The organism is Lacticaseibacillus suihuaensis, assembly GCF_054785075.1.
The window spans coordinates 42,999-56,787 of the sequence record NZ_BAAGBJ010000001.1; the positions used below are offsets into that span (position 1 = coordinate 42,999).

Consider the following 13,789-nt stretch of genomic DNA (forward strand, 5'->3'; position numbering starts at 1 on the left):
TTACACAGTGTCGGAGGGAGGGATATCATATGGCAAAGACGGTCGTTAAGAAAAACGAATCTCTCGATGATGCTCTTCGGCGCTTCAAGCGCACCGTATCCAAGTCAGGTACATTGGCCGAATACCGCAAGCGTGAGTTCTACGAAAAGCCAAGCGTTAAGCGGAAGCTGAAGTCAGAAGCAGCTCGCAAGCGCAAGAAGTTCTAATCAGCATCACCGGCCGGGGCCTGTCCCCGGCTTTTTTGTTTTGCCCGCCGGCTCACCGGCCGCGGCGCAAAACTGTTATAATGGCAATGATCACAATCAGGAAAGGGTAATGACAATGGCAATGATGGACCAGTTGAACGCACAGATGAAAGACGCAATGAAGGCCAGGGACAAGCAGACGCTCAGCACCGTGCGGATGCTCAAAGCGGCGCTTCAAAACAAGCAGATTGCCAAGGGTGAGGCCCTGACTTCGGCCGAGGAAACCGCGGTGATGACCACCGAGCTTAAGCAGCGCAAGGAAAGCCTGGCGGAGTTCGCCGCGGCCGGTCGCGACGACCTGGTGACCCCACTTGAGGCCGAAATCAAGGTGGTTGAGGCTTACCTGCCCAAGCAGCTCGACGAGTCGGCGGTGGCCGACATTGTCGACCAGGTGATTGCGGAAGTCGGCGCCACGGGCAAGGGCGACTTCGGCAAGGTGATGAAGGCGCTGATGCCACGCGTGAAGGGTCAGGCCGACGGGGCACTGGTCAACAAGCTGGTCAAGGCCAAGCTGGGTTAGCGGATTGAGGCAGGCGGATGCCTGCTTTTTTCGTCTCGCTGGCCGTCGGGAACGCCTAGGTTTATGATAGAATGAAAGCAGACTAGCGGTATTGGAGGCCATGTGTTGGCAACAGACACGACAGAAAAACTCATCACCCTTGCGGATGCGGATCAGGCGATTCAACTGGCCGGTATCAACGACCAGAACTTCAAGCTCATCGAAGAGGGCTTAGGCGTGCTGATTGCACCGTTCGGCCAGGAGCTGCGAATCAGCGGCGACAACCAGGCGGCAAGCATCGCCTTTCAGCTGATCGGGCAGTTGATTGCGCTGTTGGACCGTGGCATCAGCGTTGCGCCGCAGGATGTGGCGTCGGCCATCAACATGGCCAAGCGCGGAACACTGGAATACTTTGCGGACATGTACGCGGAGACGCTGATTCGAGACGCCAAGGGGGCCCCGATTCGGGTCAAGAACTTTGGTCAGCGCCAGTACATCCAATCGGTTCGCCACAACGACATTACCTTCGGCATCGGCCCGGCCGGCACCGGTAAAACTTACCTGGCGGTGGTGATGGCCGTGGCGGCGCTGAAGGCAGGAGAGGTGGAGCGGCTGATCCTGACGCGGCCGGCGGTTGAGGCCGGTGAGAGCCTGGGCTTTTTGCCGGGTGATCTGAAGGAGAAAGTCGACCCGTACCTGCGGCCAATCTACGATGCCTTGCATGCGGTGCTGGGGACTGAACACACCAACCGGCTACTGGACCGCGGCGTAATCGAAATCGCGCCGCTGGCCTACATGCGCGGCCGGACGCTGGACAACGCCTTTGCGATTCTGGACGAGGCGCAAAACACCACGCGTATGCAGATGAAGATGTTCTTGACGCGCCTGGGGTTCGGCTCCAAGATGATTGTCAACGGCGACATCACCCAGATCGACTTGCCCAACCACCAGGTATCCGGGCTGATCGAGGCCCAGCAGATTCTGCAGGGCCTCGATCACATCGGCTTTGCCACCTTCGCCGCAAGCGACGTGGTGCGGCACCCGGTTGTGGCCGAGATTATCCAGGCATACGGTGACCACGCACCTCAGGCGTAGACGACCCAGGAGGCAGGCACATGCACAAGCAAAAGCGCTACATGCGGCAGTTCGGAACAGGTCTGATTGTGGCCCTGTTTGCGGTGGCAAGCTTTTTGATGCTGGTGTGGCAGGTGTTGCCGCAACCCTTGAGCATCAAGGAGAACTCGGTGGCGACGCAGACCATCATCGCGACGCAGACGGTGCAGGACGTGAAGCGTTCAAAGGAGGCCAAAACCGCCGCCAAGAACGCGGTCACGCCGGTCTACGCCTTTGACAACACCATCGCCGGCAAGCAGCAAGACGCGCTGAGCCGACTCAAAAAGGCGGTGGCCGCCACCGTGACCAGTGAGACCAGCAAGGCCCAGGCCAAGTCCGGTAGCTACAAGGCGCCGAGCCCGACAGCTTTGCGCAAGGCCTTTCGCGAAAGCTATGCCAAGGCGGATTACCCGTACTTCTATCAGCTGAGCGATCGCTTCTACGAGCAGCTATTCGACCTAACGGCCAGCACCCGCACGGCGGTGTTCACGGCGGCGCAAGGCGTCGTCACCACTCAGATGGCCGGCAAGCTCACACCGGACGCGGTGTCGGCAGCGGTTCAAAGCGCCAAGACCACGCTCAGGTTGACCAATCTGAGCAAAACGGCGCGGGGGCTGGCCGGGCAGTTGGTGACGGCGACCATCGTGCCCAATGAGCTGATCGACGCCACCCAGACCAAGGCCAAAAAGGCCGCGGCGGCCGCCGCGGTCAGCCCAGTGCTGATTATGCAAGGTCAGGTGATCGTTCAGGAAGGCCACCTGGTGGATGCCACGGCGATGCACCAGCTGGCGGTGCTGGGCCTGACCAAGGAACCCAAGCCGCTGGCGCTGATCGGCCTGATTGTGCTTGAGGTGGTTCAGGCGGTGGCGCTTTTGGCGCTGCTGCGGCTTTACCCGCTTCACGAACGGGTCAAAAACGCCGCGCTTTACACCGGCGTGATGCTGTTCATGCTCGCCGTGATGGCGGCGCTGCGCTTTGTCGCCACCACCGGGCAGCTCAACTTGACGCTGCTGTTGCCGGCGGCCTTTGCACCGCTGATTCTTCGCACCTTCATCGGGCGGCGATTCGCGCTGCTGGCGGCCTTGATGCAGACGTTTTTTGCCTATTTCGCCTTTTACTCGACCACCGGCTACATCTTCACCGGCGGCACCGCGGTGGTGTACCTGACCACCGGGCTGTTGGCCGTGATGATCTCGCGGGTGCGGCTGAACGATGTCCTGGGCCGCGTCGCCTTTTGGGTCCTGGGGGTCAACTTCGCCCTGAACCTTAGCCTGCTGTTGATGCAAGGCGCAGACTTCATGCGCTCAAGCACCTGGCAGACCATCGGCTACACGCTGATCGGCCTGGTGCTGGGGTACGGGCTGGCCATCGGGGTTACTCCGTACCTGGAGATGCTGTGGCGCGACGACGCGATTTTCCGGCTCAACAAGCTGTCCAACCCGAACGACCCGCTGCTCAAGCAGCTGCTGGAAGAGGCGCCTGGCACCTATCACCACAGCATGATGGTGGCCAACCTCGCCGCCAACGCGGTGGCGGCGGTCGGTGGCCGGCAGATGCTGACGCGCGTCGCGTGTTACTACCACGACGTCGGCAAGCTGACGCGGCCGTTGTACTTCACCGAGAACATGCCGGCGGGGTTTGAGAGCCCGCACCACCAGCTGTCACCGCAGGAGTCGGCCGCGATAATTTTCGCCCATGTCCAAGACGGCGTGGCGATGCTGCAAAAGCGGCACATGCCGCAGTTCATCATCGATGTTTGTGCCCAACACCACGGCACCACCCTGATGAAGTACTTCTACATCACCGCCAAAAACGCCGACCCGACGACGCAAGAGGCGGCCTTCCGCTACCCGGGGCCCAAGCCGCAGACGCTCGAGGCCGCCGTGGTGAACATTGCCGACACGTGCGAAGCGGCGGTGCGGTCGATGAAGCACCCGACCCCGGATGGCATCGCGACCTTCGTGCATAACATCATCAACGAGCGGGTGGTCGACGGCCAGTTCTCGGAGGCGCCGATCAGCATGGCGCAGTTCGCCGTGGTGGAACGCTCACTGGTGAACGGGCTGGCCAGCACGTTTTACAACCGAATTGAATACCCCAAACTCAACAACGAAGACAAGGAGAACTGACCCATGGACCTAGAACTGATCGATGACGACAAGCGGCTCAACGCCGCTCACACCAAGCTGGTGGAAGACTTGGTGGCCTTTGCCGGCAAGGCGCTCGAGCTGAAAGACGACACGGAGATTGCCATCACCATCGTGTCTGATGAAGAGATCAACCGCATCAATCGCGAGTACCGCAAAACCGACCGGGTGACCGACGTCATCAGCTTTGCCATCGAGGAAGGCGACGAGGACCTGATTGGCTTCGACGACATTCCGCGCAACATCGGGGACCTGTTCATCGATCCAGACCAAGTGGCGCGGCAGGCGGTGGATTACGAGCATTCCTTTGAGCGCGAGTTGGGTTACACCGTCGTGCATGGCTTCTTGCACCTCAACGGCTACGATCACATCAAGCCGGAGGACGAGGCCGTCATGATTCCGCTTCAGGAAAAAATCCTGTCTGCCTATGGCCTCACCCGATAAACGCACGGCCAAAAACCACCACTGGGTGAGCTCCGCCAAGCATGCTTGGGCGGGGCTTTCGGAAACCTTCCGCCACGAGGGCAACTTCAGGCGTGAGTCCGCCTTTGCCCTCGTGGTCTTGGCCTGTGCCGCCATTTTCCAGGTCAGCCGGTTCGACTGGTTCGTCTTGATTTTGGCGATCCTGCTGGTGTTTTTGGCTGAGCTTTGGAACACTGTGATCGAGGCGGTGGTGGATCTGGTGGTCGACCACCGCTTCGACCTGCGAGCCAAGCGCATCAAGGACATGTCGGCCGGCGCTGTGCTGGTCGCGGCCATGATTGCGGTGATCTGCGGCGCCTATGTGTTTTTACCTGTGGCCTGGCGTCTTTTGGGTCATTGAGTCTAATCATTGGAGGTAGACTATGCCAGATTTAATCGCGGCCGCAACCGCCCAGCGCGACTTGGCCTACGTGCCGTACTCCCACTTCAAGGTGGGGGCGGCGGTGCTGGCCAACGGGCGGGTGTTCACCGGCTGCAACATCGAAAACGCCAGCTACGGCCTGGCGATGTGTGCCGAACGCAACGCCTTGTTCGCGGCCGTTGCCGCCGGCTGCACCGACGTCACCGCCATTGCGGTCGTCGCCGATACCGTTGGCCCGGTCTCACCGTGCGGCGCCTGCCGGCAGGTGATGGCCGAGTTCATGGCGCAAGACGCCGCCGTCACCCTGGCCAACCTGGCCGGTGCCACCCAAGAAACCACCGTCGCCGAGTTGTTGCCCGGCGCATTCTTGAAAGGAGATTTGAACGCTTGACACATCACTCCGGCTTTGTTGCCATCATCGGACGCCCGAACGTGGGGAAGTCCACCTTCATGAACCGCATTTTAGGGGAGAAGATCGCCATCATGTCCCCCAAGGCGCAGACCACCCGCAATAAGATTAACGGGATCTACACCGAACCCGAGGCCCAGGTCGTGTTCGTCGACACCCCGGGCATTCACAAGCCCAAAAACGCCCTGGACGACTACATGGACACCGCGGCCTTGTCGACGCTGAATCAGGTCGATGCCGTGCTGTTCATGGTTGCCGCAGACGAGAAGAAGGGCCCGGGCGACCAGTACATTCTGGATCAGCTGGCCCATGTTCACGTGCCGGTGTATTTGATTGTCAACAAAATCGACCTGGTTCACCCAGATGATCTGTTGCCTTACATCGCCGGCTTCAAGGCGGACCACGACTTCAAGGCGGTTTACCCGATTTCCGCCACCGAGGGCAACAATGTCGCCGACTTGCTGCACGACTTGACCGCCGCTTTGCCGGAGGGGCCGCAGTACTACCCGGACGACCAGCTGACCGACCACCCCGAGTACTTCGTGGTCGGCGAGCTGATTCGCGAGCAGATTTTGCACCTGACCCACGACGAGATTCCGCATTCCGTGGCCGTCCAGGTTGAACGGATGAAGGACCGCAGCGAAACCGGCAAGCTGCAGATCGAGGCCTACATCATCGTCGAGCGAGACGGGCAAAAGGCCATCGTGATCGGCAAGGGCGGGGCGATGTTCAAGCAGATTGGCACCCGCTCGCGGCGCGAAATCGAGGGCCTGTTGGGTGAGCGTGTCAACCTGAAGCTGTGGGTCCGGGTTCAAAAGAACTGGCGGGATAATAACGCCTACCTGAAGAGCCTGGGCTACAACAAAAAGGACCTGCGGTAATGTCCCGCGAGCTCGCCGAGTTCGCCGGGCTGGTGATCGCGCGGCACAATTACCGCGAATCCGACATGCTGGTCAAGCTGATGACCGACCGGTTCGGCAAGAGGATGTTCATGTTCAACCGGGCGCGTAAGCCGGGGTTCAAAATGACGGCCGGGATCCTTCCGTTCACCCAAGGCACTTACGTCGGCACCATCAACCAAGACGGCCTGTCGTTCATGAGCACGGTCAAAGACGCCCGGCAGTTCATGACCATCGCCGGCGACATTGAGCTCAACGCTTACGCAACCTACGTGCTGGCGCTGATCGATCAGGCCTTTGAGGACGGCGAGCCGCTCGGGCGGTGGTACGATTTTGCGGCCACGGCCTTGGCCTTGATCGATTCGGGGCTGGATCCGGCCGTGATCACTAACATTGCCGAGGTGCAGCTGCTTGGGGCCTTCGGCGTTCAACCCGAATGGCGCGGTTGCGTCCTGGATGGGCGCAGTGATCTGCCGCTGGACTTTTCCGAGCGGTACGGCGGCCTGCTGTGCCAGGATCACTGGCACTTGGACCCCTACCGCTTTCGGGTGCAGCCCAAGGCACTGTACCTGTTGCGGCGCTTTTCGGTGTTGGACCTTCACCAGCTGCACAACATCGCCGTCAGCGCGGCGACCAAGACCGAGCTGCGCCGCGTGTTGGATCGCATCTACGCCGATATGGTCGGCGTGGTGCCCAAGGCCAAGCGCTTCTTGGATCAGATGCCCAAGTGGCAAGACCAACTCCCGCCGCGTGGCGAGTGAGACCAGAATCACCAACAGCCGGTGACAGTGAGCTTCAAGCTCGCTGTCGCCGGCTGTTTGCGCGTCGTGCCAGGGCCTCAGGGCTGCTGGCGGTCGACGCGGGTCTTGATTCGGGCGAGGTTGTGCGGGTAATCCCGGGCGTAAAGCACGGCAAACAGCACATCCAGCAGGTACTCAAAGGCGGCCTGAGAGGCGAAGGTGCCGACTTTCATCAGGTCGTACTCCGGCTGGGCGGCGACGATGGTCTGCGTCGCCACCGCTCGCCCTGCGCTGTCGGCGTTGCCAGTGATCAGAAGCGTCGGCACCCCGCAAGCGGCCAGGACGCGCAGGGTCGCCAACTGGGAGTGGATGGCGCCGCCGTAGCTGATGAAAATCGCTAGGTCGTGTTCGGATAGTCCGGCCACCGCCCAGGATTCGTCCTGATAGGCGCCGGCCATAATCGCAAACTTGTTGAGTTTGGTCAGCTCGTTTTGAAAGCTGCGGGCCCGAATCTGGGAGTCGCCGACCGCAAAGAGAAACAGCCGCTGGGCGGCCTGGATGCGGTCGACGGCCTGGTTCAAGGCGGCTGCGTCCAGCTGGGTCAGGGTGCGGCGAACCGTGGCGGTGGTGAGGTCGGCCAAGTTCTGGGCGATGGTCATGGCGGTGTCGCCGGTGCGGAAGGGAAAGTTCGCGTCGACCGGTCGCTGGGCCAGCAGCCGCTGAAGGTTCTCGGCCTCAAGCGCCTTGCGCAGCGGGACGAAACCGGTGTAGCCCAGCTTTTGGGCTAGCCGCACCACCGCGGAGTGGGAGGCGAAGGTGGCCTGCGCCAGCTGCTGGATGGTTAGCGCTGCAGCGCGGTCCGGGGATTGGTGAATGAAGGCGGCGATGCGCCGCTCGGTGGGGGTCAGGTTGGTGGTGGTGGTCAGACGACTCAGTAGGCTCATGTTGGACTCCTTTTTGACCTAAGCATACCGCGGGTTGAACAAAATGTTCAAGTGCTGAGGCGTGTTCTGGCCACTTACTGAACATTGTGGCCAATCGGTGGCCAGACGATTGGCCGCGTCGGGCGAACATGCTAAAGTGAAGGGGCAAATACGAGAATGGAGGCTTCAGCATGGCTCAATTACCTGATGATTTTCTGTGGGGCGGCGCGGTCGCGGCGCATCAGCTGGAAGGCGGCTGGCAAGAAGGCGGCAAGGGCGTGTCCATTGCCGATGTGATGACCGCTGGCGCTAACGGGGTGCCGCGTGAGATTACGGCCGGGGTGTTGCCGGGCAAGAACTACCCGAACCACACCGCGATTGACTTTTACCACCACTACAAGGAAGACATCGCGTTGTTTGCGGAGATGGGCTTTAAGGCCTTTCGCACCTCGATTGCCTGGACGCGGATCTTCCCGAACGGCGACGAGGCGACGCCCAACGAGGCGGGGTTGCAGTTTTACGACGACGTGTTCGCGGAGTGTCACAAGTACGGCATCGAACCCGTCATCACGCTGTCGCACTTCGAGATGCCTTACCACCTGGTAACCGAGTACGGTGGCTGGCGCGACCGGCGGCTGATTGACTTGTTCGTGCGGTTCGCCAAGGTCTGCTTCACCCGCTACAAGGATTCGGTGCGTTACTGGATGACCTTCAACGAGATCAACAACCAGTGCAGCTACCAAAACGAGTTCGCGGTGGCCACCAACTCCGGCCTGCTTTTCCCGGCTGGCACCAGCCTCAAGGAGAAGGAGGCGGCGATGTATCAGGCCAGCCACTACGAACTGGTGGCCTCGGCCAAGGCCGTGGCGGCGGGGCATGCGATCAATCCGCGCTTTGAAATCGGCTGCATGGTCAACTTCACGCCGCAGTACCCGGCAAGCGCCAAGCCAGAAGACATCCTGATGGCCGATAAGGCGATGCAAAAGCGCTTCTGGTGGAGTGACGTTCACGTGTTCGGGGCCTACCCGGATTACATGGAGGCCTTCTTCGCTCGCACCGGCATGCGACCGGACATCACGGCTGCCGACCGAGCGGCCTTGGCCGCCGGCAAGGTGGATTATGTCGGCTTCTCGTACTACGCCTCTGGGACCGTGGCCTGGCAGAAGCGCAATCCGCATTACGACTTCAACGGCGAGAACGCCGCGGTGGCCAATCCGTTCCTCAAGACCTCGGATTGGGGCTGGCCAATCGATCCGGTGGGGCTGCGTTACAGCCTCAACTGGCTGACGGAACGCTACCGCCTGCCGCTGATGATTGTCGAAAACGGCTTTGGCGCTTACGACAAGGTCGAAGCGGACGGCGCGATTCACGACCCGTACCGCATCGCTTACCTCAAGGCCCACATCGAGCAGATGATTCAGGCGGTGGTTGAAGACGGCGTTAAGCTTTGGGGCTACATGCCTTGGGGCTGCATCGATCTGGTCTCGGCCGGGACCGGTCAGATGGACAAGCGCTACGGCTTCATCTACGTCGACAAAAACGACGCCGGCGTCGGCACCCTGGCACGTCGCCGTAAGGATTCCTTTGCGTGGTACCAGCGCGTCATCGCCAGCAACGGGGCGGATCTGGGTTAGTTGACGCAGATTTGGCCCGGCGCCAGCGACTCGAATCAATAGTACGAAGAAGCGCGGCGGTCGCCGCGCTTTTTTGCGTTGGGGGGGGGACAGGCTCAAAGTTGTCTCTCGGCGTGGCACGTGCTATATTGAAGCCACTTCAATTGAGAAATCAGGTGAGTCGATGTTACCTCTTATCGCTGTGGTCGCCGACGCCTTGGATGACGCCGCGCCGCCCCTCAATCAACGCCTTGCCCCGTACGCACCGGCACCGCTGGTCGCGGCCGTGGTGGCCGCCGGCGGCCTGCCAATCGTTTTGCCCCGGCCGGCCAGTGAAGCGGCCGCCGCGGCGCTGGCCAAAGCCTACCTCCCGCACATTGACGGGCTGATTCTGCCCGGCGGCCCGGATGTGGATCCCACGTACTACGGGGAAGAGCCGCTGGCGGCCATTGGCACCACCGACCGCTTGCGAGATGCCTTTGAAATCCCGCTGATTCGGGCCACACTGGCGGCCGGCAAGCCGCTTTTGGGTATTTGTCGCGGCCTGCAGGTGGCCTGCGTCGCCCTTGGCGGGACGCTTTACCAAGACCTGGCGACGCAAGACCCAGACTACCGCCTGCGCCACGCGCAGGCCGCCCCGGGGACCGATCCGACCCACCACGTGACAATCGCACCCGCCAGCCGCTTGGCGACGCTGATTGGCACCACCGGCTTCGTCAATTCGCGCCACCACCAGGCGGTGCGAATGCTGCCGGCTGGCCTGCGTGCGGTGGCCCACGCTCAAGACGGCGTGATTGAGGCGGTGGAATCGGTGGCCGACGACCGCTTCTTGGCGGTGCAGTGGCACCCTGAGAACATGTGGCAAGCCCATCCCGAGCAGTTGAAGCTGTTCAAGGACTTGGTCGTTCGCGCGGAGGCGAGCCGATGACAGGGGGCAAGTGGGTCGCCTTGCTGGCCCTGACGCTAGGGCTGGCCGGCTGCCGGCAGGCGAAGGCCCTGACCGTGCAACCCGCCAGCACCGTGGCCGGCGGCACCAGCGTGGTGATTGGCGGTGCCGCCAAGGGGTATGCACACGTGAGCTATTCGACCCGTCAGGCCAAGGGAACGGTCAAGGTCGCGGCCGGTCGCTTCACCATCCGCTTGCCCCAGGCGGTGGTTGCGCGAACGGTGCGGCTGGTGGCTGGCAACCAGACCAAGCAGGTGAAGGTGCCGGCCGCGTCGGCGCTTGGCCCCTACCGCGCGGTGGCGACCAGCTACAACCAAGCGCTGTGGGGGACGTACCTCAGCCAGGATGAACGCGCCAAGCTCACGGCCGCGGCCAAGGCGGCTAGGCTCAAAACCACCCGCTCGGCGGCGCAGCAGGCCGCGTTCGATCGCGATCAGGCCGCGGCCAGCGCCATTGCGGAAGCGGCAAAAAAGGCCGCAAAGCCCCGCCAGTTGCCGACTGCGGTCACGGGCCAGAAGGTGGTGACCGCAACGGCCGGCGGTCGGGTGACGGCCAGTGTCGACGACGGTCAGCTGTTGGGTCTGACGACCGTCGTCAAGCTCAACACGCTTGAAACCTCTATGGGTACCGGCGCCTTTGGCACCCAGCTGGGTCTTTTGACCGCGGCGGTGGGGGCCAAGAGCAGCGCCGTCAGCGCAGGGCTTGCGGCGGCGGCCAAGGCACACGCCGCCAACCAGTCGCCCGAGCCGATTGTGAGCAACGGCGTGACGGTCAGCTTTGCCTATGGGAAGGCGACGCTGACCGTTTACATGAGCCGCGGGTAGCGGTCGGGTGGGGCCGGCTTGTCCTTGAGTCGCAGACGTTGTACAATGACACAAACGAATCGGACAGGAGGGAAAGTTGTGGCAAAGAAAAAGCACAGCCGCGCCAAAGTCTGGACCTTGCGCGTTTTACTGACGCTGGGCCTGCTGCTGGGGCTTGCAATGGTGTTCAACGAGCAGATCAAGATGTTCGTGGTCAAGGAGATGTCTACCTCGACACTCAAGTCGGTGTCGCGCAAGTCCATCGAGCAAAACCAAAAAAAGAAGGCGAACTTCGACTTCGACAGTGTGTCGGCGCTTGATCTCAAGACGGTAGCCAGCGCCACCATGGCCAGCAAGGACTCCATCGGGCTGATGGCCTATCCGGCGGTTAAGCTGAAGTTGCCGATTCTCAAGGGGCTCGACAACGACAACATGTCCGTCGGCGCGGCCACGATGAAGGCCAACGACGTGATGGGCAAGGGCAATTACGCGCTGGCCGGCCACGACATCACCTGGAATGGGCTGCTGTTCTCGGCGCTGGACTACGCCAAGAAAGGCGACAAGATTTACCTGACCGACCTCAAGCACGTGTTCGAGTACCGGGTGACCAAAAAGGTGCTGGTGGACATGTCTCAAGTGCAGTGGGTCGACGATGTGCCCGGCAAGAAGCTGATCACGTTGGTCACCTGCGAGATTGCGACCAAGAGCCGGCACGACCGCGTGATTGTTCGCGGCGAGTTCGTCAAGAAAACCAAGGTCACCAAGACCAACCTCAAGCTGTTTGAGGACTGACCGCAACCGGCGCCTGGGCGCCGGTTTTTTTGATGCTTGCGCGGCTGGTTGCGCTTACGGTATGCTGGTCCCAAAGGAGATGATTCGATGCGCATCGCATTGATTGCCCACGACGAGAAGAAACCCGAGATGAAGCGGCTGGTGACGGCTTACCGCGAGATTCTGGCCGGCCATCAGCTCTACGGCACCGGCCACACCGGCCGTATCGTGGCGGAGGCCACCGGTTTTGAGGTGACCTGTTTTCACTCCGGTCCGCTGGGTGGCGACCAGGAAATCGGCGCCTTGATTGCCCAAAACGCGCTGGATCTGATGATCTTTTTGCGCGATCCGCTGACGGCCCAGCCGCACGAGCCTGACGTCAACGCGCTGATTCGCCTCGCCGATGTTTACGCGGTGCCGTTGGCCACCAACCTGGGGGCGGCCGAGGTCCTGCTGCGGGGGCTGGACGCGGGGTTCGTCAACTTTCGCACCTTGGTGACTGGCGACACCACCAAGCACGAGGCCTACTGAACGCAAAAAAGGTCGCCTTGGGGAGGCGACCAGGGAAACACGTTTTGGGGAAACGTGCGGTGTTACAGTCAGTTTGGGAACATTTGGGGGATGTCCCTAATGTCATACTACACGTTGACACTGTTATTTTTGCGTCAGGTTTTGTAAATACGCTTTGGCAAATCTGCTCGTGACCCTTCAAAACGCCAACCGGCGGCGTTATCTTATCGGCCCTCAATGCGCGATGCGATTGAGTGTTGCCGCCGGCTTTGCTACAATCGAGCTCAGAAACGGAGGGTCACACATGTTGAAAATCTGGCGAGGGCTGATCGCAGGCGCGGCGCTGTTGAGCCTGGCCGCCTGCAGCCCGAAGCCTCAGCAAGGCGCCGAGGCGGCCTCGGGCCAAGCGAGCGGCAAGCGGCTGGCTTGGAACGCGGCCAAGGCCAAGGAACTGACCCGGTTCGTGACGGCTTGGGGCAATCAGCAGGGATTCGTCTACCACCGCTACACCCGGGCCCAAAACGGGACCTACTACAGCGACGCCGCGGATATGCCCAACGCGCTGATTGACGGCAACCTGATTGCCTGGCGCAAGCCCGACGCGACGATCAAGGTGGCCTGGCGCAAGGGCAACCAAGCGACCGCTAGTTACACGCTGCTGGCGGCTTATTGCAACGACAGCAACGCGGTGTTGGGCCAAAGCCAGCTGCTGCTCTTCACCATTCATGCCGGTCAGCCACAGGTTTTGGCGACCAAGCAGGAGCGAAGCAACGCGGCCGGCACGACGGTCTTCACCCCGCCGGCCGATGCCGCCTTGACCAAGGCGTTCAAGGACATCTGGCGGTTGGGGACGACCGCGGTGCCGGATGCTCCGGTGGCGCCGATCAAAGACATTCACGCCGCCACCGCAATTTTGCAACGGGCCAGCGTCGAATTCGCCCCAACCAAGACCCCGATTCAGTGGAATACGGAGCGCATCGTGAACACGAGCGGGGGGCCTTACCACTTGAACGTGACGCAACCAGACGGTTCGCTGACGGTGGCCTGCTTGGATGGCCTTCACGATCGCCTGCTGTACCGCCTGACGCCGCTGGCTTCGGGCCGGGTTCGCATCGAGGCCAGGTTCAGCACGGCGAGCGATTCGCGGCCGCTGAGTCAGCTGAGGGGGTACACGATCGCACTCGACCGTTAAAATTATGAGAAAAGTATTGACGGCCGATGAGAATCGGACTATATTCTAGGCAATCGAACAATTCGTTTCAAACCGTTGAAGTGGAGATAACAACTGTTGTGCCCGTAAAGAGAGCGACCGATGCTGAGAGTGTCG

Annotated in this window: 16 protein-coding genes; 15 read left to right on the forward strand and 1 reads right to left on the reverse strand. The window is 61.4% G+C overall.

Translation table 11 applies throughout. The annotated features are described in order from the left end of the window. Positions 1-29: 29 nt before the first annotated feature. The 9 genes from rpsU (at position 30) to recO (ending at position 6,917) form a co-directional block, all read left to right on the forward strand. On the forward strand, positions 30-206 hold the full coding sequence (rpsU, locus tag ACYVRZ_RS00175) for a 30S ribosomal protein S21 (RefSeq protein WP_054661478.1): 177 nt from the start codon (positions 30-32) through the stop codon (positions 204-206). Between the two features lie 115 nt (positions 207-321). After that, entirely contained in the window at positions 322-765 is a 444-nt protein-coding gene (locus tag ACYVRZ_RS00180; RefSeq protein WP_461224520.1) for a GatB/YqeY domain-containing protein, read from the forward strand. A 105-nt stretch (positions 766-870) separates the two neighbouring features. Next, positions 871-1,839, forward strand: a complete 969-nt coding sequence (locus tag ACYVRZ_RS00185) for a PhoH family protein (protein ID WP_461223744.1) — start codon at positions 871-873, stop codon at positions 1,837-1,839. 20 nt (positions 1,840-1,859) lie between these two features. Next, the gene (locus ACYVRZ_RS00190) at positions 1,860-3,986 is read left to right on the forward strand and encodes an HD family phosphohydrolase (protein WP_461223746.1); all 2,127 of its coding nucleotides are present in this window, start codon (positions 1,860-1,862) and stop codon (positions 3,984-3,986) included. A gap of 3 nt (positions 3,987-3,989) precedes the next feature. Continuing rightward, the gene (ybeY, locus tag ACYVRZ_RS00195) at positions 3,990-4,448 is read left to right on the forward strand and encodes an rRNA maturation RNase YbeY (protein ID WP_461223748.1); all 459 of its coding nucleotides are present in this window, start codon (positions 3,990-3,992) and stop codon (positions 4,446-4,448) included. Next, entirely contained in the window at positions 4,432-4,827 is a 396-nt protein-coding gene (locus ACYVRZ_RS00200) for a diacylglycerol kinase family protein (RefSeq protein ID WP_461223750.1), read from the forward strand. Before ybeY ends, ACYVRZ_RS00200 begins: the two co-directional genes overlap by 17 nt. 22 nt (positions 4,828-4,849) lie before the next feature. Beyond that, positions 4,850-5,239: a cytidine deaminase gene (locus tag ACYVRZ_RS00205; protein ID WP_461223752.1), complete on the forward strand. Its 390-nt coding sequence runs from the start codon at positions 4,850-4,852 to the stop codon at positions 5,237-5,239. Further along, the gene (era, locus tag ACYVRZ_RS00210; RefSeq protein WP_461223754.1) at positions 5,236-6,138 is read left to right on the forward strand and encodes a GTPase Era; all 903 of its coding nucleotides are present in this window, start codon (positions 5,236-5,238) and stop codon (positions 6,136-6,138) included. The genes ACYVRZ_RS00205 and era overlap by 4 nt, the downstream gene beginning before the upstream one ends. Then, the gene (gene recO, locus ACYVRZ_RS00215; protein ID WP_461223756.1) at positions 6,138-6,917 is read left to right on the forward strand and encodes a DNA repair protein RecO; all 780 of its coding nucleotides are present in this window, start codon (positions 6,138-6,140) and stop codon (positions 6,915-6,917) included. Before era ends, recO begins: the two co-directional genes overlap by 1 nt. Positions 6,918-6,994: 77 nt before the next feature. Here recO and ACYVRZ_RS00220 read toward each other — a convergent pair whose 3' ends face one another. Next, positions 6,995-7,840 carry a MurR/RpiR family transcriptional regulator gene (locus ACYVRZ_RS00220; RefSeq protein WP_461223758.1) on the reverse strand — a complete coding sequence of 282 codons (846 nt, stop codon included), beginning with the start codon at positions 7,838-7,840 and terminating at the stop codon, positions 6,995-6,997. Between the two features lie 170 nt (positions 7,841-8,010). On the opposite strand from ACYVRZ_RS00220, the gene ACYVRZ_RS00225 reads away from it, so the two are divergent. The 6 genes from ACYVRZ_RS00225 to ACYVRZ_RS00250 all read left to right on the forward strand — a co-directional run bounded on the left by ACYVRZ_RS00225 (position 8,011) and on the right by ACYVRZ_RS00250 (position 13,654). Beyond that, positions 8,011-9,453 carry a 6-phospho-beta-glucosidase gene (locus ACYVRZ_RS00225; RefSeq protein ID WP_461223759.1) on the forward strand — a complete coding sequence of 481 codons (1,443 nt, stop codon included), beginning with the start codon at positions 8,011-8,013 and terminating at the stop codon, positions 9,451-9,453. A 163-nt stretch (positions 9,454-9,616) separates the two neighbouring features. Beyond that, positions 9,617-10,360, forward strand: coding sequence for a gamma-glutamyl-gamma-aminobutyrate hydrolase family protein (locus ACYVRZ_RS00230; protein ID WP_461223761.1), 744 nt, complete (start codon positions 9,617-9,619; stop codon positions 10,358-10,360). Further along, entirely contained in the window at positions 10,357-11,202 is an 846-nt protein-coding gene (locus tag ACYVRZ_RS00235) for a hypothetical protein (protein ID WP_461223763.1), read from the forward strand. The genes ACYVRZ_RS00230 and ACYVRZ_RS00235 overlap by 4 nt, the downstream gene beginning before the upstream one ends. A 78-nt stretch (positions 11,203-11,280) precedes the next feature. Continuing rightward, positions 11,281-11,973: a class A sortase gene (locus ACYVRZ_RS00240; RefSeq protein ID WP_461223765.1), complete on the forward strand. Its 693-nt coding sequence runs from the start codon at positions 11,281-11,283 to the stop codon at positions 11,971-11,973. An 87-nt stretch (positions 11,974-12,060) separates the two neighbouring features. Further along, positions 12,061-12,483 carry a methylglyoxal synthase gene (locus ACYVRZ_RS00245; protein WP_461223767.1) on the forward strand — a complete coding sequence of 141 codons (423 nt, stop codon included), beginning with the start codon at positions 12,061-12,063 and terminating at the stop codon, positions 12,481-12,483. A gap of 283 nt (positions 12,484-12,766) precedes the next feature. Further along, positions 12,767-13,654, forward strand: coding sequence for a DUF4767 domain-containing protein (locus ACYVRZ_RS00250; RefSeq protein ID WP_461223769.1), 888 nt, complete (start codon positions 12,767-12,769; stop codon positions 13,652-13,654). The last annotated feature ends 135 nt before the right edge of the window (positions 13,655-13,789 follow it).

Bases quoted from the DNA above. Each gene is read 5' to 3' on its own strand.
- rpsU (WP_054661478.1), top strand. From the start codon at position 30: ATGGCAAAGACGGTCGTTAAGAAAAACGAATCTCTCGATGATGCTCTT.
- ACYVRZ_RS00230 (WP_461223761.1), top strand. From the start codon at position 9,617: ATGTTACCTCTTATCGCTGTGGTCGCCGACGCCTTGGATGACGCCGCG.
- ACYVRZ_RS00180 (WP_461224520.1), top strand. From the start codon at position 322: ATGGCAATGATGGACCAGTTGAACGCACAGATGAAAGACGCAATGAAG.
- ACYVRZ_RS00225 (WP_461223759.1), top strand. From the start codon at position 8,011: ATGGCTCAATTACCTGATGATTTTCTGTGGGGCGGCGCGGTCGCGGCG.
- ACYVRZ_RS00235 (WP_461223763.1), top strand. From the start codon at position 10,357: ATGACAGGGGGCAAGTGGGTCGCCTTGCTGGCCCTGACGCTAGGGCTG.
- ACYVRZ_RS00200 (WP_461223750.1), top strand. From the start codon at position 4,432: ATGGCCTCACCCGATAAACGCACGGCCAAAAACCACCACTGGGTGAGC.
- ybeY (WP_461223748.1), top strand. From the start codon at position 3,990: ATGGACCTAGAACTGATCGATGACGACAAGCGGCTCAACGCCGCTCAC.
- ACYVRZ_RS00205 (WP_461223752.1), top strand. From the start codon at position 4,850: ATGCCAGATTTAATCGCGGCCGCAACCGCCCAGCGCGACTTGGCCTAC.
- ACYVRZ_RS00190 (WP_461223746.1), top strand. From the start codon at position 1,860: ATGCACAAGCAAAAGCGCTACATGCGGCAGTTCGGAACAGGTCTGATT.
- recO (WP_461223756.1), top strand. From the start codon at position 6,138: ATGTCCCGCGAGCTCGCCGAGTTCGCCGGGCTGGTGATCGCGCGGCAC.
- ACYVRZ_RS00220 (WP_461223758.1), bottom strand. From the start codon at position 7,840: ATGAGCCTACTGAGTCGTCTGACCACCACCACCAACCTGACCCCCACC.
- ACYVRZ_RS00250 (WP_461223769.1), top strand. From the start codon at position 12,767: ATGTTGAAAATCTGGCGAGGGCTGATCGCAGGCGCGGCGCTGTTGAGC.
- ACYVRZ_RS00245 (WP_461223767.1), top strand. From the start codon at position 12,061: ATGCGCATCGCATTGATTGCCCACGACGAGAAGAAACCCGAGATGAAG.